At 28.9% G+C, this 23,943-nt stretch carries 19 protein-coding genes; 13 read left to right on the forward strand and 6 right to left on the reverse strand.

Features of this window, described 5'->3' with window-relative positions; genetic code table 11:
- Window positions 1-5 precede the first annotated feature (5 nt).
- Both N4A48_RS03260 and N4A48_RS03265 read right to left on the reverse strand, forming a co-directional pair.
- Window positions 6-1,091: a glycerol dehydrogenase gene (locus tag N4A48_RS03260; RefSeq protein WP_293664262.1), complete on the reverse strand. Its 1,086-nt coding sequence runs from the start codon at window positions 1,089-1,091 to the stop codon at window positions 6-8.
- An 81-nt stretch (window positions 1,092-1,172) separates the two neighbouring features.
- The gene (locus N4A48_RS03265) at window positions 1,173-2,396 is read right to left on the reverse strand and encodes a PocR ligand-binding domain-containing protein (protein WP_293664263.1); all 1,224 of its coding nucleotides are present in this window, start codon (window positions 2,394-2,396) and stop codon (window positions 1,173-1,175) included.
- A gap of 631 nt (window positions 2,397-3,027) precedes the next feature.
- Here N4A48_RS03265 and N4A48_RS03270 point away from each other — a divergent pair.
- From N4A48_RS03270 to sstT, 6 genes are all read left to right on the forward strand, one after another.
- A complete protein-coding gene (locus N4A48_RS03270; protein WP_293664301.1) occupies window positions 3,028-3,678 on the forward strand; it encodes an IS607 family transposase in 651 nt (216 codons plus the stop codon).
- A complete protein-coding gene (locus N4A48_RS03275; RefSeq protein ID WP_293664264.1) occupies window positions 3,620-4,801 on the forward strand; it encodes an RNA-guided endonuclease InsQ/TnpB family protein in 1,182 nt (393 codons plus the stop codon). The genes N4A48_RS03270 and N4A48_RS03275 overlap by 59 nt, the downstream gene beginning before the upstream one ends.
- Window positions 4,802-5,025: 224 nt before the next feature.
- Window positions 5,026-7,017 carry a methyl-accepting chemotaxis protein gene (locus N4A48_RS03280; RefSeq protein ID WP_293664266.1) on the forward strand — a complete coding sequence of 664 codons (1,992 nt, stop codon included), beginning with the start codon at window positions 5,026-5,028 and terminating at the stop codon, window positions 7,015-7,017.
- Window positions 7,018-7,179: 162 nt separating this feature from the next.
- Window positions 7,180-8,277 carry a hypothetical protein gene (locus N4A48_RS03285; protein ID WP_293664268.1) on the forward strand — a complete coding sequence of 366 codons (1,098 nt, stop codon included), beginning with the start codon at window positions 7,180-7,182 and terminating at the stop codon, window positions 8,275-8,277.
- A 28-nt stretch (window positions 8,278-8,305) separates the two neighbouring features.
- Complete coding sequence (locus N4A48_RS03290) at window positions 8,306-9,916, forward strand: LptM family lipoprotein (protein ID WP_293664270.1); 1,611 nt, start codon at window positions 8,306-8,308, stop codon at window positions 9,914-9,916.
- A gap of 475 nt (window positions 9,917-10,391) precedes the next feature.
- Window positions 10,392-11,627 carry a serine/threonine transporter SstT gene (gene sstT, locus N4A48_RS03295; RefSeq protein WP_293664272.1) on the forward strand — a complete coding sequence of 412 codons (1,236 nt, stop codon included), beginning with the start codon at window positions 10,392-10,394 and terminating at the stop codon, window positions 11,625-11,627.
- 73 nt (window positions 11,628-11,700) lie between these two features.
- Here sstT and N4A48_RS03300 read toward each other — a convergent pair whose 3' ends face one another.
- Window positions 11,701-12,159 (reverse strand): hypothetical protein, encoded by a 459-nt coding sequence (locus N4A48_RS03300; protein WP_293664274.1) that lies wholly within the window; start codon window positions 12,157-12,159, stop codon window positions 11,701-11,703.
- 371 nt (window positions 12,160-12,530) lie between these two features.
- Here N4A48_RS03300 and N4A48_RS03305 point away from each other — a divergent pair, with 371 nt between their 5' ends.
- The 3 genes from N4A48_RS03305 (at window position 12,531) to N4A48_RS03315 (ending at window position 15,328) form a co-directional block, all read left to right on the forward strand.
- Window positions 12,531-12,725: a YwbE family protein gene (locus N4A48_RS03305; protein WP_293664276.1), complete on the forward strand. Its 195-nt coding sequence runs from the start codon at window positions 12,531-12,533 to the stop codon at window positions 12,723-12,725.
- Between the two features lie 130 nt (window positions 12,726-12,855).
- Window positions 12,856-13,497, forward strand: a complete 642-nt coding sequence (locus N4A48_RS03310; RefSeq protein WP_293664278.1) for an alpha/beta fold hydrolase — start codon at window positions 12,856-12,858, stop codon at window positions 13,495-13,497.
- Between the two features lie 163 nt (window positions 13,498-13,660).
- Entirely contained in the window at window positions 13,661-15,328 is a 1,668-nt protein-coding gene (locus N4A48_RS03315; protein ID WP_293664280.1) for a methyl-accepting chemotaxis protein, read from the forward strand.
- Window positions 15,329-15,385: 57 nt separating this feature from the next.
- Here the strand turns inward: N4A48_RS03315 and N4A48_RS03320 are convergent, their stop codons facing one another.
- Genes N4A48_RS03320 through yedE form a run of 3 tightly spaced genes read right to left on the reverse strand, consistent with a single transcriptional unit; the run spans window position 15,386 to window position 16,922 of the window.
- The gene (locus N4A48_RS03320) at window positions 15,386-15,622 is read right to left on the reverse strand and encodes a DUF3343 domain-containing protein (protein ID WP_293664282.1); all 237 of its coding nucleotides are present in this window, start codon (window positions 15,620-15,622) and stop codon (window positions 15,386-15,388) included.
- Between the two features lie 14 nt (window positions 15,623-15,636).
- Complete coding sequence (locus N4A48_RS03325) at window positions 15,637-15,843, reverse strand: sulfurtransferase TusA family protein (protein WP_293664284.1); 207 nt, start codon at window positions 15,841-15,843, stop codon at window positions 15,637-15,639.
- Between the two features lie 2 nt (window positions 15,844-15,845).
- Complete coding sequence (gene yedE / locus N4A48_RS03330; RefSeq protein WP_293664286.1) at window positions 15,846-16,922, reverse strand: YedE family putative selenium transporter; 1,077 nt, start codon at window positions 16,920-16,922, stop codon at window positions 15,846-15,848.
- 172 nt (window positions 16,923-17,094) lie between these two features.
- Between yedE and N4A48_RS03335 the strand changes: the two genes are divergently transcribed.
- The 4 genes from N4A48_RS03335 to N4A48_RS03350 all read left to right on the forward strand — a co-directional run bounded on the left by N4A48_RS03335 (window position 17,095) and on the right by N4A48_RS03350 (window position 23,941).
- Complete coding sequence (locus tag N4A48_RS03335) at window positions 17,095-18,249, forward strand: aminotransferase class V-fold PLP-dependent enzyme (protein ID WP_293664287.1); 1,155 nt, start codon at window positions 17,095-17,097, stop codon at window positions 18,247-18,249.
- A 195-nt stretch (window positions 18,250-18,444) separates the two neighbouring features.
- Window positions 18,445-19,323, forward strand: coding sequence for an S-layer homology domain-containing protein (locus N4A48_RS03340; protein ID WP_293664289.1), 879 nt, complete (start codon window positions 18,445-18,447; stop codon window positions 19,321-19,323).
- A 259-nt stretch (window positions 19,324-19,582) separates the two neighbouring features.
- Window positions 19,583-22,090 carry a leucine-rich repeat protein gene (locus N4A48_RS03345; RefSeq protein ID WP_293664291.1) on the forward strand — a complete coding sequence of 836 codons (2,508 nt, stop codon included), beginning with the start codon at window positions 19,583-19,585 and terminating at the stop codon, window positions 22,088-22,090.
- A gap of 132 nt (window positions 22,091-22,222) precedes the next feature.
- Window positions 22,223-23,941: a leucine-rich repeat domain-containing protein gene (locus N4A48_RS03350; protein ID WP_293664293.1), complete on the forward strand. Its 1,719-nt coding sequence runs from the start codon at window positions 22,223-22,225 to the stop codon at window positions 23,939-23,941.
- The last annotated feature ends 2 nt before the right edge of the window (window positions 23,942-23,943 follow it).

Here is a 23,943-nt window from a genome sequence, read left to right on the forward strand (position 1 = left end):
ATGTATTAAGAACCTAATTTATCTGCTGTTAAAATTGCTGCATAAACATCTTCAGCTGTAACAACAAATGGCATATTATGGATAGTTTCTCCTTCTACTGATGCTAATTTTGCAACTTCCATTAATTGTTCTGTAGTTGCATTTTCAGCATTTAAATCTTTAAGATTAGTAGGCAGTCCTACACTTTTACAAAAACTTATAACTTCATTGATTTCTTCTAATGGAGCATTTTCAAGAACAAGTTGTGTAATTGTACCAAATGCTACTTTTTCACCGTGATATAAGTGGTGACATGATTCTAACACAGTTAAGCCATTGTGGATTGCATGAGCACCTGCAAGACCACCACTTTCAAATCCAATTCCACTTAAAAATGTATTGGCTTCAATTATTTTTTCAACAGCTAGATTTGAGACCTTACTCTCAACAGCAAGTTTAGCTTTTAAACCATCTGATAGCAATGTATTGTAGCAAAGCTTAGCAAGAGCAAGAGCTGCCTCAGTAGGCATTGCACCAGCCATAGTCATTGAATTAGATCTAGCTGTAGCTCTAGCTTCAAAATATGTTGCTAAAGCATCTCCCATTCCTGATACGAGAAGTCTCACAGGTGCACCTGCAATAATCGTAGTATCCATAAGAACTACTGCAGGATTTGTTGGTAAAAGAAGATATTCATCAAAAACACCATCTTCTGTATAAAGAACTGAAAGTGCACTAGTTGGTGCATCTGTTGATGCGATTGTTGGAACAATCATAACAGGTTTTTCCATATAGTAAGCAATAGCTTTGGCAGTATCTAATGTTTTACCACCACCTATACCTACAATAATATCAGTTTTATTAGATAAGGCAATTTCCTTTAATCTTTCAACTTCTACTTTAGAGCATTCACCATTGAAAATTTCCATTGTATGAGTACTATTAGTACCCTCAAAGCTCTTAGATACTATATCTTTTGTCATATTCATAACAAAATCATCCGCAATGATAAATACATTTTTACCATAAGGATTTGAATAAGTTTCAAGTTTTTTTAATTCATTAGGACCTTGAATATATTTACCAGGGCTGATTACTATTTTAGTTGCCATACTCTTCAACCTCCTTTGTTTTGATAAATTATATCAAATAAAGAAAAATTTATACATGAACTATTCCGACATCTTTCTGTATTATTCCGTTATTTTGTTAACATAATCAATTAATAGACTGGAATTATTCATTCTATATGTATTGGGAGATACACCTACCTTTTTTTTAAATACACGGCTAAAATAATTTGAATCTGAAAAACCTAAATCAACTGAAATTTCAATAATTGATAAATCTGAATGAATAAGTTTCTTTTTGGCGATTCCTATTTTATAACCTATTATATAATCCATAACAGATTGTCCAAACTGTTTCTTGAAAATCTTGCAAAAATAATCAGGAGATAGGTTCATATATCTTGCTATGTCTTTGCTAGTTATTTTTTTATTACTATATCTTTGGATATAAGAAGTTGCATAGTCCATCTTATTTGTAACTTTAAAAAATTTTGAACTCAATACATAATCAAATACATAATCATATATTTTTAAAAAAAATGCATAGTCATATGAGTTAATATTCATATTTTCTCTAATATCAAAATTATTAATATCTTGTAAATCTATATCTAAGCTTTTCATTTCGTAATAGAAAATATTCTTATATAAAGATTTATTTAGCTTTGAACAATCACGACATATATGATCATCTATAAGTTCTATAATAAGATTTTTGCCTACATCATATTTCACATTTTTAACACAGTCTACAATCATCTCAGATCGTAATTTAAAATCATTATAGATTGATATTTGTTCTGTTTGTAATTTGTTTTCTTTGTTTATTCGATTAAGCTTTATGTGATTTACCAAATACTTTCTAATTATTTCTAGTATTTTTGTGCATTTTTCAAGTTTTTCTTGCTCCATATATGGGATATCCTCAAAGTAAGATATCAAAGTTTTAGTATCATAATTCAAAGTATGCAAGTTGGTTTTTGTCAAATCCATCGATAATGTAGCATCTGTTTTAACTTGACCAGTTAAAATATTTCCAACATGTTCCTTTCCTATGAAAATAGGAACAGCAAAATCTATTATACCAGCATGACATTTATACATGCATATTTTTCCCGTTTTAGCAGCAATTTTCCCACCTTCTTCATCAGATTTACAACATAGATTTCCTTGCTTTCTCATAATAAGACAAAAGCAAGTTATATTGGATACATTGGTAAGCATATTTCCGTATTCATCAGTGATAACAGCTGCTAGACCTGTTAAGTCACAAAAATCATCTAACATTTTTTGAATTTCCATTCTCTCATGTGGATTATTTAAAAGAGACTTTATACTTATGTACAACACCTCCTAGTATGTATTATTCAATTAAGTATAAGGCATATTCAAAAAATAAACTAGTCATCTTACTTGTATTTTTGATTCTTTTCGTTGTTACTCAATCACTTATATATAGTGAATATGCTCATGATTGAGTGTCTAGAAAATAATCAAAATTACTTCGTAACCTGACTTATTTATTTTTTATATGCCTAATCTATATTTCATCCAAAGTAAAAAATATCTTAACTAAAAACTATTTATGCGTTTGTTCTGAAAAATTAGGCACTATTACTAAGATGATTTGAAGTATTATATATTATTTTTGGATGTTTTATTTTGAAATTGGAGCTTAAAATGATAAAAAATGTAATTCAAGGAAGGAATAAAGAGAAAAATGTAGAAAACTGTTTGATGGAATTAATTACAAATAATTAAAAAGGAGGTTTTATATTCATCAAATGTATAAATATTGTAAAAATAGAGTATTAAATGATAATGGAATTGAATATAAAGTAGTATAGAAAATGTATTAATTCTATAAAGTTAAAACTAGTTAAAAAAGGAGGAAGTCAATAGTTACTAAAAATATCGAAAAAAGTGTTTAAATATGTTAAAATACACTCATGATGAAAGGATGAGTATATTGAAGCATATAACGAACTATAAACCAAGTGAATTTGCTGAAGTATTAAATGTATCAGTAAAAACATTGCAACGTTGGGACAGAGAAAACATACTTAAAGCAAAACGAACTCCAACTAATCGAAGGTATTATACTTATGACCAATATTTAGAGTTCAAAGGATTAAAAAATAATTTAGATAGAAAAATTGTTATATATACAAGAGTATCTACAAATAATCAGAAGGATGATTTAGTTAATCAAATTGAATTTCTAAAGAATTTTGCAAATGCAAAAGGAATTATTGTTGATGAAGTTATTAAAGATATAGGAAGTGGACTAAATTATAATCGTAAAAAGTGGAATAAGCTTTTAGAAGAATGTATGGAAAACAAAATTGAATCTATATTAGTTACTCATAAAGATAGATTTATACGATTTGGTTTTGAATGGTTTGAACGATTCTTAGGAAAGTTTGATACTAAAATTATAGTTGTAAACAATGAAAGTCTTTCACCACAAGAAGAGTTAGTCCAAGATATTATATCAATACTTCATGTGTTCAGTTGTAGAATTTATGGTCTAAGAAAGTATAAGAAAAAGATTAGGGAGGATAGAGAAATTGCTAAGAGCGTACAAGACGGAGATATACCCAACACAAAAACAGAAAAAGAAGATTAATCAAAGCATTGGCACTTGTAGGTTTTTATATAATTCTTATTTAGCAAATAATAAAGAAATTTATGAAAAATACAAAAGTGGTGAGATTGATAAAAAAGAAGCTTTTATGAGTGCAAATAACTTTGACAAATATATAAACAATGAAGTTAAAGTTTTAGAAGAATATAAATGGATTAATGAATGCGGTTCTAAAGCACGTAAGAAAGCTATATGTAATGCTGAAACTGCATATAAAAGGTTCTTTAAAGGAGAATCCAAATTTCCAAGATTTAAGAAAAAAAACAAATCTGATGTTAAATTATATTTTCCTAAAAACAATAAAACAGATTGGAAAATAGAAAGACATAGAATTAATATCCCAACCTTAAAATGGATTAGATTAAAAGAAAAAGGATATATTCCTACTAATTCAAAAGTTGTTAATGGCACAGTATCTAAAAAAGCTGATAGATATTTTGTATCAGTAATAATTGAAGAAGATTATAAGGTTGAAGATACACCTTATACAAAAGGAATTGGGATAGATATTGGAATTAAAGAGTTTGCAGTTATCTCTAATGGTATTCATAAAAAGAATATTAATAAAACTGCTAAGGTCAAGAAAATAGAAAAGAAGTTAAAAAGAGAGCAAAGAAAACTTTCAAGGAAATATGAAAGTTTGAAATTAAGAAATCAAAAAGAGAAAGGAGAAGCTACTAGGCAAAATATCCAAAAACAAATAGTTAAAGTACAGAAAGTTCATCAAAGGCTATCTAACATCAGAACTGATTATATAAATAAGGCAATTAATGAAATAGTTAGGCAAAAACCAAGTCATATAACTATTGAAGATTTAAATGTTAGAGGGATGATGAAAAATAAGCATTTATCTAAATCAATAGCTGGGCAAAAATTCTATGAATTTAGAGTGAAACTTGAATACCAGTGTAAACTTAATAAAATTGAGTTAAGAGTTGTTGATAGGTTTTATCCATCATCAAAGACTTGTAGTGTTTGCGGAGCATATAAAAAAGATTTAAAACTTAAAGATAGAGTTTATAAATGTGAATGCGGACTTGAAATTGATAGAGATTTAAATGCTAGTATTAATTTAGAAAATGCAAAAATATACGAAATTGCATAAACAAGCAATCGTATATATGTACCCAAGGCTATTTGGGGAATTAACGACTGTGGAAAAGTAGAGAACCAAAAGCTCTGCTTTTGAGTGAATCACTTTGTGTGTTCACCCAGTGCTATACAAACTGTATTAGATTTTAAGCTTAGCTTAGTCAAAACAGAGTACGTTGAAACAGTAATAATCTCGATATGGGTATATTTGTCCATGTTTTGAGTAGCAGGAGACCTATGTTTAAAAGTATTAGATTTAAATTAATAGCATATTTTTCAGCAATAATTATCTTAATTAGTGGTGGTCTTGGAATAATAGCATCTATATCATCCTTAGAAGCACTACAAAAAACAGTGGATGAAGAATTAATTGAAATATCTAGAGCATATAGTAAGTATATAGAATCGGAATTAATTAAGGTTGAAACAATTATGGATAATATTGCAAATAGGAATGCAATTGAATCTTGGGATTGGATTCAACAGAAAAAAGCTATGCAATATGAGGTTGAAAGAAATGATATATTTGCAGATATGTTTATTGTTGATAAAAATGGTAATGCACATTTTACTAACGAAAAAGAAGCTGATGTAAGTGAAAGAAAATATTTTAAAGAAGCGATGCAAGGCAAACCATATTTTAGTGATTTAATATTCAGCGATGTGACTGGAGAACTTGAATTTTTTGTTTCAGCACCAATAAAAGGAAATGGTATAGAAGGTGTTGTAGTTGGATTTGTTAAAGCTGAGTATCTTAGTAATGCAATCAAGAACATTAAATTAAAATCTACTGGTGGTGCTTTTATAGTTAATGATAAAGGAACTACCATTGCCTATAAAGATATAGAAGCAGTTAAAAGACAAGACAATATTATTCAAATTGCTAAAGAAGACAAGGGATTAACAGAGTTAGCAGGAGTAATTGAAAGAATGATATCAGGCGAATCAGCTACAGAAGAATACACGTATAAAGGTGAAACATATTATTGTGGATATCATCCTATTGGAAATACAGGGTGGAGTATAGCAGTGAGGGCTCCAGAGAAGGAATTATTAACAGATGTACTTAACCTTAGAAAGAATTTAATATTTATTATTATTGTTGCAATTATTATTGCAATTATTATTACTTATTATATAGGTAGTATGTTTGTAAAACCGATTAGTTTAGCGATTCAACATGCTATAACGCTATCTAAATTAGATTTAACAACTAAAGTGCCTGATAAATTCATGAAATCAAAAGATGAAATTGGTGATTTAGGAAGGGCTTTTCATACAATTTCAGAAAATACGAAAGATATCATTATAGAAATACAGGAATCTTCTACAAACTTATTACATTCATCTATACAGCTTTCTAATAGAATTAATGAAAATGGAGTAACTGCCCAAGAGGTAGCAAATGCTGTAGAAGGCATAGCTATTGGAGCTACATCACAGGCTCAAGAAGCTGAGAGTGCAGTAAGAGAACTTTCACGATTAGGAGAGTTAATTACTAAGTCTCAGAGCACAGCTACAGAGGTTAATAATAGCACTCAAGATGTAAAGAAAGTTACCCTAAATGGTAAAGATACATTAGAAAAACTTAAAAAGGAATTTGGAATAAATATAGATATTGCAGCACAAGTAAAAAATAATACACAGGAATTAGAAGAACAATCAAAATCCATTGTAGATATTCTAAATATAATTTCAAATATTGCTAGTCAAACAAACTTACTAGCATTAAATGCATCTATTGAAGCAGCAAGAGCAGGAGAATCTGGAAAAGGATTTGCTGTTGTAGCAGAAGAGATAAGGAAATTGGCAGAAGAAACGGAAAATGCAACAGGCGATATATCAAATATTCTTGGAACAATGACAAATAAAATAAAAGTTGCAAATGAAAATGTAGATAAAGCTGGTAAAATTGTAGGAAATGTAAATATTTATTTAGAGGAAACAGTAGAATCCTATGATATTATAGATAATTCAATGAAAGGTTTAATGGAACAATTTAAAGATCTTGTTCATGCATTAGAAAAAATTGATAAAAATAAGATTAAAACATTTACAGCTATTGAAAGCATATCATCAATTTCAGAGGAATCTGCTGCATCAACACAGGAAGTAAATGCATCTGTTGAAGAACAAACTGCATCTATGGAAGAAATGGCAACAGCTAGTGAAGAATTAGCTGGAATTGCTAATAAAATGAAAGATATTATTGGGAAGTTTAAAATATAGATTAAAAAATCCAGTATACTAATTTTTTTTAGTTAGTTATACTGGATTTTCTATTTTTAAAAAAAATAACATATTAGTGACAAATATAGTCATTTATTGTAGAATTAAAATAAACATTCCGAATAAAATTGAAAATTCAAAATATATAAGAGGAGGATTATTGTGAAAAAAATAATTAGTATATTGATTATTTTATTAATGTGTATTGGAGCTGTTGGATGTAGCAAAGAAGAGTCTAGCAAGACAGAAGAACAAATAAACAAAACAATATCTATAACAGGAAAATTTTTACCAGACTATATACCTGTTGGAGCAGGTCTTGTGTTAGATAAGCCATTTGAGTATGATGGTAAGGAGTTTATGGAAATAAATTTTGATGATGATAAGATTACCAACCTATTACCAAGAAAGTATTTTACATACTATGCTGAATCAGGGACTTTTTTGGATGAAGAATATAATGGTAAGATTCCTGTTGAAATATCATTCGAATTTGACAATTTAAAGTATGATAGTGAATTAAATAGACTTGTTTGTAATGATTATAAAGTAATTTCAGTTGATAAAAAACAAGATCCAACAGATCAAACAGACAATGAATATCCTCTAAAATACCATGAAGCTGTGTTTAATATGTATTGTAAACAAGGAAATGATGGATTTGTACCGAGTGATGTAAAAGATACATATTTTTATAAAAATACTAATGACCCTGTTGTAGGAGATAAGTATAAAAAAGCAGTAGACTATATATTATCAAGTGGATATTTTATCAATATGGGAGAAGGAGATTATTATATAGAAAAGGAGAAAAAGGTATATAGTGATGGTGAAATAACAACCCCTATTGACTATACATTATATGTTGCTGATTTTGTTAAGAAGTATCCTCCAGTTGATGTGAAGACAGAAAAAGATGGGGGATATTATGAATATTTCACAAAGCTTTTATACTATGATGGATTAACTGTAATGGTGAGCCACGATGATAAGGACTATATAAAGGGCTTTATTGCTGGAATAGAAATTAAAAATGGAGTTTATAGTATAGATGATCTTAAAGTAGGAATGAGTTTATCAGATGCTAATGAGTATTGTAAAAATAATTATAAGCAATTTTACAATCATCATGATGATGTATATGTACAAGACAAATTTGTATTACCAAATGGGCTAGCATTAAAATTAAACGATAGCAATAATGGATCAATTGATTCAGATAAAATAGAAGTAATAGATGTTTATCAAGTTGAAGATTAATATTATTAAGTATAAGGAGAGAAAAATCATGAAAAAACTATGTTGCTTTATGACTATGATTATTATGTTATTCACGCTCGCAGGCTGTGGGGATAAAAAAACTACTCAACAAGAAACCGATAAAAGTTTAAAACAAGAAACGAAAGAACAAGAAACGAAAAAACAAGAAAAAGAAGAAGTAGTATCGGTAAAGGATAAAGATGCAGTTTATGATTTTATATCTACTAAGTATAATGGAAAGTATACTAGAGAAGATTTTGATAAATGGAAATCTTTCTATATGGATATTAATAATAATAAAAATGAGGAAGTAGCTTTTAGTACTACATATGGAGATGGAAATCTTGAAAAAATTATTTTTATCACAGGAGATAATGGTAAATATGAGGTTATTCCAAGTGATATAGCTCTTGCTAAATATGAAAATACTCTTGCTTATGATGATGGATTTATTTCTGTTACTCAAAAAGGTGGTGGCTCTGGAGCCTTTATGAGGATTATGAATGTCTATGTGTTTGATGGAAAAGAGATAAACAAAATGAATTTAGAACTTATAATGGAAAATATAGCAAGTCTTCCACCAGGTTCTGATTGGAGGAATCAATATGGTGATATTATTGAGGGCGATTTAAATAATTTTGTTTTTGTAACAAGTGAAGAAGATTCTGAAACAGGGGTTAGAACTCCTATACAAAAAATAAGATATATATTTGATAAAGATAATATGAATTACAAAAAAGAATTATTACAATTAAAGAATAAGGTTAAAGAAGTAGTCAAAGAAGAGGTAAATGATTATAAAAAAGGATATACATATGATATAGAAAACAATGCACTTTTTATAACATATAAAAATACAGGTAAAAAAGTAAAAATATCAGATAAGTACCAAGTAGAATATGCAGAAAAATCTTTTGATGAAAGTAAAGTTTATTTTACAACAACTGAAAAAAGCAATCCTTCAACTTATTATATTAATTTAAAGGATGGCAAGGTTGTTTATGTAAACAAAGGAGCATTTTTTGGTGATGTTGGAGAATATCCTTATACAAACTATGTAATATTAAGTACAGAAAAAAATGGAACTACAACTAGATATGTAGTGGATAGACATGGAAAATTTGCATGTGACCTTGGTGTTAGAATAGATGAGGACATAGTTGCTCAAATAGCAAGTGCTATAGAGTTACAATTCTCTGATGCAGTAGGATACTCTAAGCTTGAAGGCTTTGATAATGAAACGATAAATAGTGGCAATAAAGATTTGAAAATTATCTATAGCGATTATAGATTGGTAGTTATTCCTATGCACCAAACTATTAATCAAAATAAACTAGCTAGAAGAACAGTAAGCTTTGGAGATAATCCGGATAATGTTAAAATGACATTTTCTATATTTGGAGAGTTAGAAAATATAAAAATAACATATTTTGATAGTATGGATGCAAGCGGAGAAGTAGAGAATATAGGAACATTAAAAAATTCTTATGTGGATATTTATGCTCCTATGCTAAATGATATGTCTCATATTAAAGTTACGGGTAAATTCCATGATGGAGAAGGGTATTATAAGGATGTACAATTTACTCTTGATGATATGAGAGACAAAGGTGAATATAAAATTATTAACTTTGAATAAGAGTATGGTGTAATTCAAAAAAACACCTTCTGTATATAAGGAATATACAAAATAGTGAAATTATGAAGTTGAATAAGAAATTAGATTAAAACAAGCATATAATCTGATTAAAGTAGATTATATGCTTGTTTTAATATATAGAAATAAATCATCTGAAATCTTCAAATTTAAAGGGGTTAAGGATATAAAAAAATAATATTATGTATAAAATTAATGTTATAAGTCTCAAGTAAATAAAACCTATAAAAATGATAATTTAGACAATTCTGACAATGCTAAAAATATAAAAAAATGATTAAAATTTCTTGTAATGAAGTATAAACTGTGTTAATATGTCAATGTAGTCAGAATTTTAGAAGTATTCAATGAAAAAAAGGAAAACGTTTACTGGAATTATAAAATCTTCTATTTAACTTGAATACATTCTGATTCATGACAAAAAACATATTTTATAAAGTCATGGGAGGAAATTGTAATGACAAACTTATTAAAACAATGGAATAAGTTAAGCTTAGTTAAAAGAATCATTATAGGCTTAGCTGTCGGAATTATTTTAGCTATGGTAGCTCCAGAAGCGGCACAACCAATCAGTATTTTTGGTTCATTATTCGTAGGTGGATTAAAATCGGTTGCACCTGTACTAGTATTTTTCTTAGTAATGGCTGCTATATCTCAACATAAGAGCGGTCAAAAGACAAATATGAAATCAATCATAGTTCTTTATTTACTTGGAACATTTTTAGCAGGACTAGTTGCTGTTATAGCAAGCTTTATGTTCCCGGTAACATTAACACTTGGAGCAGGTGTTGAGAATGTAACTCCTCCAGGAGGAGTTTCAGAGGTATTAAAGGCATTACTTATGAATATAGTTTCAAACCCTATAACTGCACTTTCTAATGCTAATTATATCGGTATTTTAGCTTGGGCATTACTTCTTGGACTTGCATTAAAGAATGCACCTGATACTACTAAAACAATGATTAGTAATTTTGCAGATGCACTAGGTCAAGTAGTAAGATGGGTAATAAGCTTTGCACCACTTGGTATTATGGGTCTAGTATTTGATACAATAGCTACAAATGGTATTGAATCTTTACTTAACTATGGACAGTTACTAGCTGTATTAGTTGGATGTATGTTCTTTATGGCATTTGTTGTGAATCCGCTTATAACATTTATCGCTATTCGCCAAAATCCATATCCACTTGTATTAAAGTGCTTAAAGGATAGTGGTGTTACAGCATTCTTTACACGTAGTTCAGCTGCAAATATACCAGTAAACATGTCACTATGTGAAGAATTAGGATTAGATAAGGATACTTATTCAGTATCAATTCCACTTGGTGCTACTATAAATATGGCGGGTGCAGCAATTACAATATCAGTATTAACACTTGCTGCAGTTAATACTTTAGGTAATCCGGTAGATATGGGGACAGCATTAATTTTAAGTATACTTTCAGCTGTAAGTGCTTGTGGAGCATCTGGAGTAGCTGGAGGTTCATTATTACTAATTCCTCTTGCTTGTAGTTTATTTGGTATTCCAAATGACGTAGCAATGCAAGTAGTTGGAGTAGGTTTTGTTGTAGGAGTTATTCAAGATTCTTGTGAGACTGCACTTAACTCTTCAACAGATGCACTTTTCACTGCTGTTGCTGAATTTGCAGAGTGGAGAAAAGAAGGAAAAGCAATCGTTATACGTAAAAAATAATACGGTGTTTAGACACAAAAATAAACCCACTATTGTAGTTTATTAAACTACAATAGTGGGTTTATTTTTGTGTCTATCGTAAAGCTTGTGTTGCCATATATCCTAGAGTCAAATACATACCAATTGCAATTAATGTTACTACCAATGATAGAATATACTTCAAAATAACATTCATCGAGGATCTAAAAATAATAGTATTAATGCTACATGCAATTATTGAAAAACATGCTCCTAATGCACCTCCTATAAAAATTAAAGGAAGAGACATATAGCACCATATCTGGACATACCATTCTAGAGGTTCTGTCACATTAATCTCTTCACCATCTACTATTAAGTTAGGTAGTCCGACTAATTTGTTTTTAAATGTAGCAATAACTTCACTTCCATCATCTTTTTTGACTGTCATTTTTCTTTTTTTACCTTTTGGAACAACTTCACCATTGATTAACAGACGAGGACCTCTTAGACCCCCTATTTTTACTTGTATGTTTTGTTCTTCAAAACCATTTATAGAGACTGAATATATCATTATAAAACCTCCTAGTATTATTAAATTTATAAAGTGAAACTTAATCCAGATGGAATTTTAAATACAACTGAAGTACTATACATTCCTCAAAATATGTATTTTGATACAAAATAATACAAATTTCATTGTATTCAATTATATTAATGTTTTATATTTTTTTCAACTTATTACGCTTAATATGGTACGAAAGAGCTACTATTAATTTCAAAAAAATGGGACTTAAGAACAATACTTATAATGAATTAAAAATAAAATCTTTACTGGAAAGTAGATGCAAAATTTCTGCAAATACAATCCTTATTTAGTTCAACTATAAATTATATGATATACTATCATCATATGTTAAGTTGTAAATAAAGAGGTGGATTAATATGACTGGAGAAAAAAGATCTAATATAAAACAAGGTATAAAAGTAAGAGTTGTTCAAAAGCAAGACCAACGTTCTGGAAAATTGACAGAAGGTGTAGTTCAAAGAATTCTTACAAAATCACCTACTCATCATCATGGGATTAAAGTTATGCTTGAAAGTGGTATTGTAGGTCGGGTCAAAGAAATACTAAATTAAATAAGTAAGAATAATAAAGAGCATTTAGCTGAAAAGCTAGGTGCTTATTTAGTATAGATAATATGGGGGATATATCAGATGGAGTTACAAACTTCACCGGAAGATAAGTTTCACTTGATAGGAGGTAAAAATGAGTAAAAAAATTATTTTAATTCATGGATATAATAAAAAATCTAAGGATATGAAGGTTTTAAAGAATAACTTAGAAAAGCTTGGATATGAAGGGGTGTTAGTAGATTTACCACTTACATTCAAAGAAATTGAACACTCTACTAATATACTAGAAAGTATTATTTCAGAAATGATACAAAATATTGAATCAGATGAAAAAATACATCTTGTTGGACATAGCACAGGAGGATTAATTATAAGACATGTATTAACTACTACTAAGTATTTAGATAGAATAGATAAATGTGTTTTAATAGCAACACCAAACAATGGAAGTGAACTTGCTGATATTGCTGGACGCATTATAAAAATACTTACAAGTATTTTTAAAACTTTAAAATCTCTTCAAAGTGAAAATATAAAAGCTTTAAATCTTAAAGATAATCATGGAATTGAAATTGGAGCAATAGCAGGAAATAAGCAAAATTTATTTTTAGGAAAATTTCTAGATGATAAAAATGATGGCAGAGTTACAATAAATTCTGTGAAATTTGATGGTTTAAAGGATTTTGTTGAACTACCCTATGGACATAAAGATATTCACTACCAACTTGAAACTGTTGAACTAATCGATGCATTTTTGAAAAATGGTAGATTTTAAAAAAATATAAATATGAATATATTGATTACTAGTGGGTATATAAAGAAAAGAGATTTTACTAATCCAGAAGCTGATAAGTTTTATCGCTAGCCTTAAGAGGATGGAGTCTTAGAACTCTTAGTTTTATGATAAATCTATATTAATAATCAAATAGGGGGAAGTTATGTTAAAAACAATAAAAAGAAAAATTATTTTTATATTATTACTGTTGATGGTACCGTTTATTTTAAATGTAATGTTTTTGTTTACTACTTTGAAAGATTTAGAAAATGATGGTGTTGCAATCAATCTTTCTGGTAGTCAGAGGATGAGGACTATGCTGTTAGGAATGTATACCTTAGATTATTTAGATGATATAGAAAGAGGAGAAAATACAGAAAAATCAAAAGAGGTATTAACAACTGAATTAAAAAAATATAATCAGATTATGGATGGTCTTGCACATGGAGATGAAACCCTTGGATTAAATAAAAATTCAAATCAAGATATTGTAAATAAAGTAGTTAGTGCAGATAAAAATCTTCATAATTATATTGAGCCTATTGAAAATGCAATAAATGGGAATATATCTGAGGATTTAAGAAATCACATCATAGCTAATGCCTTACCATTAAAAAATGAAATTAATGATATAGTTTTAATGTACCAAAAAGATTATGATGATAAGATTATGTGGTTAAAAATTGTTGAAATTAGTATGTTAATCTTTGCTTTTGCTATTTTTTTCGTGAGTATTATGTTTAGCAAGAAGCTTATAACTACACCGGTTAATAATTTGCTATCTAAAATGAATGATATTGCTGATGGGGAGGGCGACCTTACTTCAAGAGTAAATATCAATACTGGAGATGAGCTTGAAAGTTTGGGAAATGCTTTTAACAGTTTTGTAGAAAAAATTCAAATACTTATTAATGAACTTAAGAAAGATATTGAATTTATATCTAATGCTACGTATGATATACAAGGAGCAAGTGATTTGGTTAGTAGCAGTATTAATAGTATATCTAACCAAGTTAATGAGGTATCCGATGTTGCTCAAATAAATGCTGGTGTATCAGAAGAAGTAAATGCTAGTATTGTAGAATTAGAGCATAATGCTAAAAATATATCTGATCAAATGGATGAAAATGCTAAAAAGAGTTATGAAGTAGAGAAATTCACAAAATTAGGAGATCAATCTATAACAGAAGTTTTAGAATCTAATAATCTAGTTATGGAATCTAATAAAAATACCAAAGAAATAATTATAGAACTTAGAAGATCAAGTGAAGACATTGGAAATGTTGTAACTTTAATTAAATCTATTGCTGAACAAACTAACCTTTTAGCTTTGAATGCTTCAATTGAGGCAGCAAGAGCAGGAGAACAGGGTAGAGGTTTTGCTGTAGTTGCAGAAGAAGTTCGAAAGTTGGCTGAAGAATCTAAAACATCTGTTGAATCTATTGTTGAGGCAATAAACTATATACAAGATGCATCTAAAAATGCAGTTGAAGCTATAGAGGATGGCAATATTAAATCAAATAATTCTGTTGAGCGTGCAAAGGAAGCTAAAGAACAGTTTGAAAAAATATTAAAATCTGTTTATGAGATTAAAGAGTTTTCAGAAGAATCAGCCCATCTATCAAATAAACAAGCTCAAATAACAGAGGGAATTTCAAATGCTACAAATCAAGTAACGCAAACTTCTGTAGAGAATGCTGCATCAGTAGATGAAATTAATTCTATAATTGATAATCAGGTAAAAAGTTTTTCAACAATCACAGAGAATATTTCCAGATTAAATATGCAGACAAAGCAATTAAAAGAAATATCAGATAAATTCAAGGTTTAATGTAGCAAAGATAGATTAAATGCCGCTTAATTAATAAGCGGCATTTTGTTTAAATAATTACTCTTCATAACGTAAAATATATTCTTTTTCGTGGCATTCATATATTCTTTCTATTTCATCAGAAATGAGATTATCAATTTTATCATTATAACAAAACTTAGAACATATGCCACAGTTAGAGCTTAGCTTTCTAGGAACAGGCATTAGTTCACTCGTAATATTATTTTTTTTACAGAATCTATCGAACTTAATGGCTCCTGAATGGGTAAAAAATATTGCTATATATTCATTCATTATATTACCTCACTCTATTTTTTTGCATTTATAATATAATCATCTTTGATTTCTTTTACTTCATATTTATATCCTGAACTTTTTAAAAATCTAGATATATTGTTTACAGCAGTATTATCATCTGCAATAATTTCAACTTCTTTTGGATTAGAATTTACAGCATTCTTTGTTATAAGAACAGGTTGAGGACAAGACATACCTCTTACATCTACTTTAATCACTTTTAAGCAACTCCTTTACCTTTAGATTTTAAATTAGCCATATCAGAATTTAAGTAAGATATTAAACCAACAACTAAAAGACAAGCTATAACAGCTATTTTGCCGTTAGGAGAAGGTCCTTTAGGGCTTGCAGCTAAAGCGAAATTATGACAAATAGCAGCACCTACAAGTAGTCCCATAACTGTAATTACTGAATCTGTATTACCTTCACCAGATAAAATTAATTGTCTCATAGGGCATCCACCTAATAATACACTAGACCATCCACATAAAACCATTCCTAAGAAGTTCCAAAGTCCGTCAGAATGAGCAACAGGTTGAGCTTCAAAACCTATGTTAAAGTATCCTAAAGCTATATTTCCTATTAAAGTAAATACAAGTATAGCTATAAATCCAGATATTAAATATGTATCTTTAAATAATATTAAATCTCTTATACCACCTACCATACAAAGTCTAGTTCTTTGTGATAATATACCAACTATTAATCCACAAGCCAGGGCAATAAGAGCTGGTGCATGCATAGCTCCAGGTCCTTTTTCACTAAAGAATATAAAGCTTGGAGCTAGTATTAATAAAACTACTAAAAATATATTCACTATAGGGAATATATAACCTTCTGTTTTAGGTAATTTATAATTTCTTTTAAGAGAAAAACCTTTGTTTAGTGAAGCAATACCTAAAACAATACCAAAAGTAAAACCTATAATTCCAACTATAGCGTTTAAATCTCCTCCTGCAAGTCTTAAAACCATTCTAAGAGGACATCCTAAAAACATTAAAGCTCCTATCATTACAGTAACACCTAAAGTAAATCTAATAAATGGAGAAGATCCACCTTTGACATTGAATTCTTTTTTTAAACTAGCTACTGCAAAAGAACCTAAAACTAAGCCCATTACTTCAGGTCTTAAATACTGAACAACCGCAGCTCTATGAAAACCAAGTCCTCCAGATATATCTCTTATAAAGCATGCTATACAAAATCCCATGTTTTTTGGATTTCCAAATTTAACTAGAAGTACAGCGATAATACCAACGATGGCACCTGTAAATATAATACCTTTTTTTGAATCCATTACATAAAACCTCCTTATTATTATATATTGCAAACAAAATTTTATCAGAATATGTAGATAAAGTTAAATTGAAAAAATGTATAATTCGTCATAAATATATAGAGATTTTCTATTATTGTAAAAATGAGTAATATTATAAAATGAATATATATTAAATATAGGAGTGATATATATGAATTCAGTATATTTAGACAATGCGGCAACTTCTTTTCCAAAAGCGATAGGTGTTTCAAAGAGTATTTCAAATTATTTAGATAATGTAGGTTGTAATGTAAATAGAGGAGCTTATACATCTTCATTTGAAGCAGAAAACGTAGTATTTGAGACTAGAGAATTAATTTGCAAGCTATTTAATTTTGATAAAGAAGAAAATGTAGTTTTTACAAAAAATATAACAGAGAGTTTGAATATATTAATAAAAGGTTTGATAAAAAAAGGAGATCATGTAATAGTATCTTCTATGGAGCATAATGCTGTTATGAGACCTATTAATTCATTGACTAAAAAAGGAGTTGAGTTTTCAAGGGTACAGTGTAGTGCATTTGGAGAATTAAATGCTAGTGATTTAATAAAACATATAAAACCTAATACAAAAGCTGTTATTATGACACATGCTTCTAATGTTTGTGGAACAATACTAAATCTTGAAGAAGTAGGTAGAATTTGTAGAGAAAATGATATATTTTTTATTATAGATTCAGCTCAAACAGCTGGTTTTTTAAATTTAGATTATAAAAAATTAAGTGCTGATGCTATAGCTTTCACAGGACATAAATCACTTTTAGGACCGCAAGGAATAGGTGGATTTGTTGTAAGTGATAAATTAGTAGATCAAATGACTACTTTTATAGAAGGAGGAACAGGTAGTTTATCAGAGTATGAAATTCATCCAGATTATATGCCAGATAAATTTGAAGCAGGAACATTAAACATACCTGGTATATATGGACTTAATGCTTCTTTAAAATATTTATTTGAAGAGGGAATAGATTCAATAAGAGAAAAGGAATTAAATCTTTTAAATACATTTTTAGAGGGAGTTAATAATATAGAGAATATAAAGTTGATAGGGAAAAGTGGAATAAAAGGAAGAACAGCTTTAGCTTCTATAGATTTTAAAGAGTATGATAATGCAGCTATATCATATAATCTTTGTAAAAATTTTGGAATTATGACAAGGTGCGGTCTTCATTGTGCTCCTTTTGCACATAAGACACTAGGGACATTTCCAAGTGGAACGGTAAGATTTAGTCTTAGTCATTTTAATACTATGGATGAGGTGAATTATACTATTGATAGTATTAATAAATGCTTGAAAGAAACATAAAAATTATAGATATTTTTGAAATAAAAAACTATACTATTGGCCGATGGTATAGTTTTTTTCTATTTCAAAAAAATGCAATTTAGTTATATAATGTGTGGTATAATTTGCAATTTTTGAATTATGATGTAAAATAAAGTTGAAAAATCCAAAAAAGTAAATCACAGAGTCATATTTAACTGTGTAGGGGAGGGAAATATGGGATTGCTAAAAAGAAATATAAAACGCTCGCTGTCTATCATAATATCAGCATCAATGATAATGACCTCAATGGGGATTGGCTTTTCTGAAAATTTAAAAACGTTTTCAGATATAGAAAATCACTGGGCGAAAACACAAATTCAAAAATTAGTTAAAAAAAGAGTTATAAGTGGATACAGTGATGGAACATTCAAGCCTAATAAGCAAATTACAAGAGCTGAATTTATAGCACTTATGAATAAGGCATATAACTTTAAGTTGGTCTACGATATAGATTTTAAAGATGTATCAGCAGACGATTGGTTTTATGAAGATATAAGAAAGGCAAAAGCAAAAGGTTATATATCAGGATATGAAGACAAGACTATAAGACCTAATGATTTGATTACTAGACAAGAAGTGGCTGTAATTATGGGAAAGGTACTTAAAATAAGCAAAACAGATAAATCACAGGTAATTAATAAATTTAAAGATAAAGACGAAATAGCTAGCTGGGCAAAAGCATCTGTTGAATTATTGGTGAGTCGAGGATATTTAAACGGATATCCAGATGAAACTTTTGGTCCTAAGCAAAATATAACTAGAGCAGAAGCTGCTGCAATGCTTGAGAAAGTATTTAAATCAAACTCAGCATCAAGCTTTACAATTAAAAAGAAGTCTGATAATAAATCAAGCTCTAACTCAAGCTCAAGCTCTAACTCAACCTCAAGTTCATCAGCTAGAACTATATTTAAAGATCAGTATTCAACAAAAGAAAACCCATTACAAGGAACTTTTGATGAACTTACAATACACTCTTCTGTAGGAAATGGAGATGTATATCTTAAAAATGTTATAGTAACAGGAAATATATATATACGGCGGAGGAGAGCATAGTATACATATAAAAGATAGTAAATTAGGAGATGTAGAGGTTAACAAAGAAGATGATAAAGTAAGGTTAGTAGCTGAAGGAAACACGACAGTAGGACAATTAACATTAAAATCAGGAGCGATAATTGATGAAGAGGAATCTGTAGAGAATAAGCTAACTGAATCTGGATTTGGAGATATTCTTATTGAAGATAAAGATAAAGTTACTTTAAAAGGAGACTTTGATGAGGTACAGGTAAATGCAAAAGATGCAGATATTCACTTGGATAATGGAGAGGTTAAAAAATTAGATTTAAAAGAAAATGCAAAAAATACGAAAATACAAATAGGTAAAGACTCTAAAATAGATAAAGTAAATAAAGACTCAAAGGCAAGTTGTACTACCACTGTAGAGATACCAAGTGATACTTTAAGAAAGGTAATTAATAAGACATTAGGTGAAAAGAGAGATACTAAATCAGATATTACTAAAGAAGAAATGGAATCTATAAAAGAGTTAGATATTAGCTCTCCAGAAATGATGAAGGATAAGCAAGGAAATTCTTACCCAAAAATTAAAGATATAGAAGGGTTGCAATATGCAGTTAATTTAGAAAAACTAAACTTAAGACAAAATAAAATTAGTGATCTTACGCCACTAAAGAATCTTAATAAACTTAATTATTTAAATTTACATACAAACAATATAAAAGATTTAACACCTCTAAAGAATCTTAATGAACTTAATTATTTAGATTTACATAGAAATGATATAAAAGATTTAACGCCTCTTTCAGGTCTTGTAAATTTAAAGCATTTAGATATTTACAATAATGAAGGTATTGTGGATATTAAACCTATAACAGGTCTTACAAATCTACAATGGATTGACATGCATTATTGTAATCGTGGGAAAGAAGCTTTTGATGTAGCACCGCTTGGTAAGTTGGTTAACTTGGAATATTTAAGTATAGAGAGTAATTTTGTTGAAGATATTAGTTTTGTAAATAGTTTACCAAAGCTTAAAAGCTTTAGTTGTGCAGCAAGTCATGTTACTGACTTGACTCCAGTTTCAGAATTATCACTTGTAGCTTATGATGATTGGAATGATGATCTATTCCTTAACATGTATGGTCAAACTTTAAAAGAACCGATTAAAATCTCGACAAATGACGAAACTTCTATAATTAATATAGATAATCCGGTCAAGGGGTTAGATGAATATACAAAGAAATTAGAAGATATGTATGGAGTACAAGTACCAGCAATTTCATTAACAAATGATGACGAGAATTCTTATTTCAAAGCAAACTACAATTATGATAATGACAAAATTGAAATAAATATAGAAGAAAACACGAGTAAAGATCCTCGTCATTCAGAGTGTAGCATTGATTTGAACTATGATATGTACACACTTAAAATAAATCTTGATATTACACAAGAAGGTACAGATATAACAGCTATAGATAAAACATGGGAAGTATCAGACTTTACTTTTGAAGGAAAATCTATAACTGGTTTTTCTGAAAAAGGTAATGAAAAGTTTAAAACAAATAAAGATTTAATTATACCTGCACTTAATGAATCTGGAGAAGAAATTACACAGATAGCTGATAGGGCATTTATAGGTGATATGAATACTAAGCAAGACGCAGCATTTGGTATAAATTCTGTAAAGATACCAGATACTGTGACGACTATAGGAAAAGAGGCATTTAGATATAATGCTTTAACATCTATTGATATTCCAGATAGTGTGACCACTATAAAAAGTTTAGCATTCAATGCTAACAAATTACAATCTTTAGCTATACCAGATAGTGTTACAGAATTAGAAGGTGGAGCTTTTACACTTAATGAAATAGCAGATTTAAAGATTCCAAGTAGTTTAAAAACAATACCAGCAGCATTTGGTTATAACAACTTAACTACTGTAACTATTCCAGAAGGTGTTACTAGAATAGATGATATGACATTTAGTGATAATAAATTGATTGAAGTGAAGTTGCCTAGTACTTTGAAATATTTATCTGGATTTAACAATAACTGTTTTGAATCAATAACTATTCCTAATACTGTAGAAGAGTTAGGATTAAAAGCATTTGCTAGAAACAAAATGACATCTGTAGTAATCCCAGGAAATGTGAAAGTTATAGGAAAAAGTGCATTTCAAAATAGTTGGCATGACAAGTTTTTAACTTCAGTAACTATTGAAGAAGGTGTAGAGAAGATAGAACCATATGCTTTTTCAAGCAACCAGTTAAAAGATGTAGAACTTCCAAGTAGCATAAAAGAACTAAATGGAAATTCTTTCTATAAAAATTTAGGTCACGATGGAAAAGTTCATCTATTTACACATGATTACAAAAACCCAAATAAATTTGAAGAATCTAAATATCATGTAATCAATCCTGCAAAAATTATTGTTAAATATAAATTTGAAAACACAGTTTTAAAAGAACAAGAAATATGGAAAAATACAGTAAACGAAGAATACTTGCATATAGGAGATACTGGAGTACAGATAACTCCTGAATATAGTAATAATGAATATGAATTAGAAAATGTAGATAAACGAAACCTTGATTTGAATGATAAAGAAAATGAACTTGTGATTAAATGTAAGAAAAAAGAAGTAGCAGAAAAAATAACAATTAAATCAATAGGAACAGTAGCTCCAGTAGCAGTAGACATTAAAACATCTGAAGTTGCAGCTATTGATAAATTAGCAAAAACTACTTTTATAATTGATTCAAATAATAAAGAGCATATAGTAAATTTAGTTTAGAAAATTAATAATTATGATGCAAATGTATCAGGAGAATATATTGCAGTAGGAAAATTTGAACTTCCAAAAGGAGTATCTCAATCACAACCTACAACAGCACTAGAAGTTTCAGGAACTGTAATAGTAAAAGAAATGTCTGAAAATCAAGATGATACTAAGTGGCAAGCATCAGACTTTACTTTTGAAGGTACAAGCGTAACTGGTTTTACTGAAGACGGATTAAAGAAATTGGAAACAAACAAAGACTTAGTCTTATCTAAGTTAAATCAACAAGGAAAAATTATAACAGATATAGCAAGTAAAGCATTTGAAAATAAGGGATTAACTAGCGTTACAATTCCAGATGGATTAACTGGATTCATTATTAACACTGGTGCTTTTGAAAAAAATCAATTAAATAAAGTATCTATTCCAGATGGTGTAAGCGAGATAGATGCTTATGCATTTAATAAAAATAGTTTAAAATATGTGGATTTTCCAGGGACTTTGAAGAAAATAGGAAATAGCGCTTTTGCTGAAAACAATCTAGTCTCTGCTACATTTTCTGAAGATATAGAGAACATAGCATTAGATCGTTTTTCATTTTATAAAAACCAATTAACATCAGTAACAATACTGAAAGATGTTAAAAAGATACATGGAGAGGCATTCAAAGAGAATAAAGGACATCAGAATGATGAAAATAAAGTTCATATCTTTACACTTAATCTAGACTCAGATAATAATAACCACTGGTTTGAACATTCAGATTATCATAAAATAATTGTTTTAGCGGTAGATTCAGTAAAAGAAGTTCAACCATTAGATGTTGATTTTGGAACAAAAAAAGAGGATATAAATATCCCTAAAAATATAAAAATGATATTAAACAATGGAGATACAATAGAAGTAAGTGCAACGTGGTCAAGCCAAGATTATGATGCAAATAAAGCTGGAGAATATACTTTTACAGCTATATATGATTTACCAACAGGTATGAGTGCAGAAAAACCAGATGTAAATGTTAAAGTTACAGTTGGTAATAAAGAAATAGAACAAGAGTACCAATTTTCTAATGGAAAAATCACTGGATATTCTGGAACTGAAACAGAAATAGTTATTCCTAGTACTATTAAAGGAGAAACAGTTACTAGTATAGGGTTGAGTGCATTTAAGAACAAAGGCTTAACATCTGTAGATATACCTGATACTGTAGAAACTATAGAAATGTATGCATTTGCTCAGAATAGTTTAACATCAGTTAATTTACCTAAAAATTTAACAAGTATGGGAAATATGGCATTTGCTTTAAATAAACTAGAATCTGTGCAAATTTCTAAGAATTTAACTGTAATTTCAACGGGAGCTTTCTATATGAATAAACTTACTTCTGTAGAAATACCAGAAGGGGTTACAGATATAGCAAAAAATGCATTTAAGAACAATCAATTACAATCTGTAACTATTCCAGTAAATGTTACAGTTATGGGAACAGGAGTTTTTGATAAAAACGAAAATATAATAGTGAAATATTCTAATCTGGTAAAAGCTATAGAAAGTGCAGAAAATACAGAAACAGATGGCATGACAACAGAAAGTGTACAGGCATTAAGAGATTCTATTGAAGCGGCAAAAACGCTAAATAATAAAGCGAATGCCACTTTGGCTGAAGTTAATAAAGTGGTTGACGATATTAACAATGCTATAGAAGGTTTAAAAGAAGAGTCTAAGAATAGTGAAGTTGATTTAAAAGAAACAGTACAACCTGAAGAAGTAAAAGACGAAAATAAAGAAGCTGGAAATAAAGAAGAAGAATCTAAGACTAGTGAAGTTGATTCAAAAGAAATAGTACAACCTAAAGAAGCAAGCTAATA

Origin of the sequence: Tepidibacter sp., from assembly GCF_025210165.1 — a bacterium.
GTDB lineage: Bacteria > Bacillota > Clostridia > Peptostreptococcales > Peptostreptococcaceae > Tepidibacter_A.

Bases quoted from the DNA above. Each gene is read 5' to 3' on its own strand.
- N4A48_RS03310 (WP_293664278.1), top strand. From the start codon at position 12,856: ATGAGTAAAAAAATTATTTTAATTCATGGATATAATAAAAAATCTAAG.
- N4A48_RS03350 (WP_293664293.1), top strand. From the start codon at position 22,223: ATGTCTGAAAATCAAGATGATACTAAGTGGCAAGCATCAGACTTTACT.
- N4A48_RS03340 (WP_293664289.1), top strand. From the start codon at position 18,445: ATGGGATTGCTAAAAAGAAATATAAAACGCTCGCTGTCTATCATAATA.
- N4A48_RS03320 (WP_293664282.1), bottom strand. From the start codon at position 15,622: ATGAATGAATATATAGCAATATTTTTTACCCATTCAGGAGCCATTAAG.
- N4A48_RS03290 (WP_293664270.1), top strand. From the start codon at position 8,306: ATGAAAAAACTATGTTGCTTTATGACTATGATTATTATGTTATTCACG.
- N4A48_RS03260 (WP_293664262.1), bottom strand. From the start codon at position 1,091: ATGGCAACTAAAATAGTAATCAGCCCTGGTAAATATATTCAAGGTCCT.
- yedE (WP_293664286.1), bottom strand. From the start codon at position 16,922: ATGGATTCAAAAAAAGGTATTATATTTACAGGTGCCATCGTTGGTATT.
- N4A48_RS03280 (WP_293664266.1), top strand. From the start codon at position 5,026: ATGTTTAAAAGTATTAGATTTAAATTAATAGCATATTTTTCAGCAATA.
- N4A48_RS03315 (WP_293664280.1), top strand. From the start codon at position 13,661: ATGTTAAAAACAATAAAAAGAAAAATTATTTTTATATTATTACTGTTG.
- sstT (WP_293664272.1), top strand. From the start codon at position 10,392: ATGACAAACTTATTAAAACAATGGAATAAGTTAAGCTTAGTTAAAAGA.
- N4A48_RS03335 (WP_293664287.1), top strand. From the start codon at position 17,095: ATGAATTCAGTATATTTAGACAATGCGGCAACTTCTTTTCCAAAAGCG.
- N4A48_RS03305 (WP_293664276.1), top strand. From the start codon at position 12,531: ATGACTGGAGAAAAAAGATCTAATATAAAACAAGGTATAAAAGTAAGA.
- N4A48_RS03300 (WP_293664274.1), bottom strand. From the start codon at position 12,159: ATGATATATTCAGTCTCTATAAATGGTTTTGAAGAACAAAACATACAA.